The sequence below is a fragment of the Streptomyces pathocidini genome (assembly GCF_001418495.1).
Classification (GTDB): domain Bacteria; phylum Actinomycetota; class Actinomycetes; order Streptomycetales; family Streptomycetaceae; genus Streptomyces; species Streptomyces pathocidini.
This window is the reverse complement of record NZ_LIQY01000408.1, coordinates 1-3,938: the sequence shown is the minus strand read 5'-3', so window position 1 is coordinate 3,938 and position 3,938 is coordinate 1. Positions and strand designations below refer to the sequence as shown.

The 3,938-nt window shown below is 70.8% G+C and carries 2 protein-coding genes and 1 pseudogene; 2 read left to right on the top strand and 1 reads right to left on the bottom strand.

Annotated features, from left to right (window positions below):
* A pseudogene (locus AOK16_RS18885) lies at positions 1-546 on the bottom strand (ornithine cyclodeaminase family protein); the annotation flags it as partial.
* Between the two features lie 111 nt (positions 547-657).
* Here AOK16_RS18885 and AOK16_RS18880 point away from each other — a divergent pair.
* The gene (locus tag AOK16_RS18880) at positions 658-1,992 is read left to right on the top strand and encodes an MFS transporter (RefSeq protein WP_205627730.1); all 1,335 of its coding nucleotides are present in this window, start codon (positions 658-660) and stop codon (positions 1,990-1,992) included.
* A gap of 146 nt (positions 1,993-2,138) precedes the next feature.
* Positions 2,139-3,764, top strand: a complete 1,626-nt coding sequence (locus AOK16_RS18875) for an alkaline phosphatase D family protein (RefSeq protein WP_055473399.1) — start codon at positions 2,139-2,141, stop codon at positions 3,762-3,764.
* Positions 3,765-3,938: the final 174 nt, after the last annotated feature.

Here is a 3,938-nt window from a genome sequence, read left to right as displayed (position 1 = left end):
CCCGTACGCCCCAACGAACGCCTCAACCCGCCCCCGGTCGCGCCCCACGACCGTCACGTGCCGTACGGGTCGGACCGCGCGGAGGGCGGCCAGGTGGCTGTGGGCCTGGGGGCCGGTCCCGAAGAGGACCAGGCGCTCGGCGTCCGGCGCGGCGAGCAGGTCCGCGGCGGCGGCCGATACGGCGGCGGTGCGGATCGAGGTGAGGGCGACACCGTCGAGGAGGGCCAGCGGGGTGAGCGTACGGGCGTCCAGCAGAAGGTAGTTGCCCTGGATGCGCGGGCGGCCGAGTGACGGGTTGGCGGGCGCGACCGAGGCCACCTTGACGCCCGCGTAGCGGCTCGACTGCGCGGGCATGAGGAGGAGTTGGCCGTGCTCGACCGGGACGACGGAGCGTGCCGGGTCGGTCTCCGGGTCGAGCCCCCCGCGCAGCGCGCTCTGGAGGGCCGCGATCGCCGACGTCATCGGCACGGCCGCGTCGACCTCGGCGGCTCCGATCACCCGGAGCCCTCCGCCGGTCCCGCCCTCGCCCGCGTCTCCGCCGGTCATGTGCACCCTCCGGTTCCGTACGGCCAAAGCCTTCCAACAGTAAAATGGTACATGGTACGGTCCGGCGACCCGATGAACGTGAACACCGGCCCGCCGGGAGGGACCGAGACCGTGAACAGCCCCCACGCCCGCAAGGTGTTGCTGTCGAGCCTCATCGGCAGCACCGTCGAGTGGTACGAGTTCTTCATCTACGGCACGGCCGCCTCGCTCGTCCTGGGCGACCTGTTCTTCCCCGGCTTCGACCCGCTGACCGGCACCCTGCTGTCGCTGTCGACCTTCGCCATCGCCTTCCTCGCGCGCCCCATCGGCGGCCTCGTCTTCGGCCACTTCGGCGACCGGATCGGCCGCAAGTCCATGCTGGTGCTGACCCTCACCATGATGGGGGCCGCCACCTTCGCGATCGGGCTGCTGCCCACGTACGACCAGATCGGGGTCGGCGCCCCGCTGCTGCTCGTCCTGGTGCGGATCGTGCAGGGCTTCTCGCTGGGCGGCGAGTACGGCGGGGCGGTGCTGATGAGCGTCGAGCACGCCGACCCGCGCCGGCGTGGCCTGTTCGGAGCCGTGGTCAACACCGGCATCGGATGGGGGCTGCTGCTGGCCAATCTGCTGTTCCTGGCGCTGACCCGGCTCCCGGACGAGGACTTCCGCTCCTGGGGCTGGCGCATCCCGTTCCTGTTCAGCGCCGTGCTGGTGGCTATCGGCCTGTTCATCAGGCTCAAGGTCGCCGAAAGCCCGGACTTCGAGGCGGCCCGCCGGGCCGAGGGCAGCCGCCGGGAGAAGGCGCCGCCGGTCGTGGAGGTGCTGCGCCACCACCTCGCCAAGGTCGGCCTGATGAGCGTCGCCTACCTGGCCACGGGCGCGGTCTTCTACATCGCCACGGTCTTCTCGCTGGGCTATGGCACCGACCACGCGGGCGTGGGCGAGGACGAGATGCTCGCGCTCGTACTCGCCGGCACCGCACTGACGATCGTGGCGATACCGCTCTTCGGCTGGTGGTCGGACCGGCTGGGGCGGCGCGGGTCCGAGGCCCAAGCGGCAAGCCGCAAGCGGTTGTTCCTCGCCGGAGTCGCGGGCATGACCGTCCTGCCGTACGCCTGGTTCGGCCTGCTGGACAGCGGAATCTGGACGCTGCGGCTGCTCGGGTTCCTCGCGCTGTTCGCGGTCTGGTCGGCGACGTACGCGACGATGCCCACCTTCTTCGCGCACATCTTCCCCGTCGAGGTGCGCTACACCGGCCTGTCCGCCGGCTACACCCTGGGCACCGTCCTGGGCGGCGGGTTCGCGCCGATGATCGCGACCTGGCTGCTCGACAGGACCGGCGACTGGACGGCCGTCGCCCTCTACATGAGCGCGGCCGGCGTCCTGTCCTTCGCCGCCGCACTCCTGCTGAAGGAGCGTCAGGAAGAGAAAGCCGACCGGGGTGAACCGGCCACCTTGGTCCAGTAACCGCTTTCCCGGCAGGGATTGGCCCGCAACGCCCCATCTCGACGCGAAGCTCATCGACTCGACACGTGTGCGTTGTACACATGATGCCGGGAGTCCGCCCCGGATCACTGCAATTCCCCTGACAATACCCGTCTGGGGAGGGGCACATGAACGCCACGCACCAAGAGCAGGAACTGCGCGCTGCCGCCGCCGCCATCGGGCGGCGGCGGTTCCTGACCGTCACTGGGGCCGCCGCCGCGCTCGCCTTCGCGACCAACCTCCCGGGCACCGCCCGGGCCGCCGAGGCCGACGCCCGCACCGCGATCACCGAAGACCCGTTCACCCTCGGCGTCGCCTCCGGCGACCCGCTGCCCGGTTCCGTGGTGCTGTGGACCCGGCTGGCCCCCAAGCCGTACGAGCCGGGCAACGGCCTGCCCGAGGCGCGGATACCGGTGTCCTGGGAGGTCGCCCACGACCGGCGCTTCTCCCGCATCGCCCGGCGCGGAACGGCCACCGCCCACCCGGAGTTCAACCACACGGTGCACGTGGACGTCGCGGGCCTGGCCTTCGACCGCGTCTACTACTACCGCTTCCGCGCCGGCCGGTGGATCAGCCCGGTCGGCCGCACCCGCACCGCCCCCGCGCCCGGTGCGCGGCTGACCGACGTCAAGCTGGCCGCCGTCTCCTGCCAGGCGTACCACGACGGCTACTTCACCGCGTACCGGCACCTCGCCGCCGAGGACCTGGACGTCGTCTTCCACCTGGGCGACTACCTCTACGAGTACGCGGTCACCCCCACCGGCGGCGTCCGCGCCTACACCGACCGCGTGCTGCCCGACCTCTACAACCGCGAGACCCTGACGCTCGAGGACTACCGGCTGCGCTACGCCCTCTACAAGTCCGACCCGGACCTGATGGCCGCGCACGCCGCGCACCCCTTCGTCGTCACCTGGGACGACCACGAGACCGAGAACAACTACGCGGACGAGACGCCCGAGAACGACGTCCCGCCGGAGGAGTTCCTCATCCGCCGCGCCGCCGCCTACCGCGCGTACTGGGAGAACCAGCCGCTGCGCAGCCCGCAGCAGCCCAGCGGCCCCGACATGCAGCTCTACCGCCGCCTGAAGTTCGGCCGGCACGCCCAGTTCGACATCCTCGACACCCGCCAGTACCGCTCCAACCAGGCGTACGGCGACGGCTCCGACATCCCGGGCCCGGAGTCGGAGGACCCGACGCGCACCATGACCGGCGAGACGCAGGAGCGCTGGCTGATCGACGGCTGGCGGAAGTCGAACGCCCTGTGGAACGTCGTCCCGCAGCAGGTCACGTTCTCCCAGCGGAAGCTGGACCTCAACCCGGTGGCCAAGGTCAGCATGGACTCCTGGGACGGTTATCCGGCGTCCCGCGCGCGCGTGCTCGCGGGCGCGGAGGCAGCGGGCATCGACAACCTCCTCGTCCTGACCGGCGACGTGCACGTCAGCTACGCGTTCGACATCAAGAAGGACTGGAACGACCCGAACTCCCGCACGGTGGGCACGGAGTTCGTGACCACGTCCATCTCCAGCGGCAAGGACGGCGCGGACAAGCCGTCCACCTGGGACACCTACACCCAGGCCAACCCCCACCTGAAGTGGTTCAACGGCCGCCGCGGCTACTACACCCTCACGCTCGGCCGGGAACAGGCCCGAGCCGACTTCAAGACGGTCAACGCGGTCACCACCCAGGGCGCCCCGATCACCACAGCAGCCTCCTTCGTCACGGAGGCGGGCAACCCGGGCCTGAAACAGGTGTAGTCGGAACTACCCGCAGGTTGCCACCGGCGGAAGGGCGACGGTGTCGGAGGCGGGCAACCCGGGCCTGAGCAGGTGTAGTTGGAACTACCCGCAGGTTGCCACCGGCGGGAGGGTGACGGTGTCGGAGGGGAGGGGGTGTCGGGAAGCTTCCGTATATTTGTGGCCGGCCACGGC

Excerpts from the sequence above, each read along its gene's own strand:
- AOK16_RS18875 (WP_055473399.1), top strand. The coding sequence starts at position 2,139 with ATGAACGCCACGCACCAAGAGCAGGAACTGCGCGCTGCCGCCGCCGCC.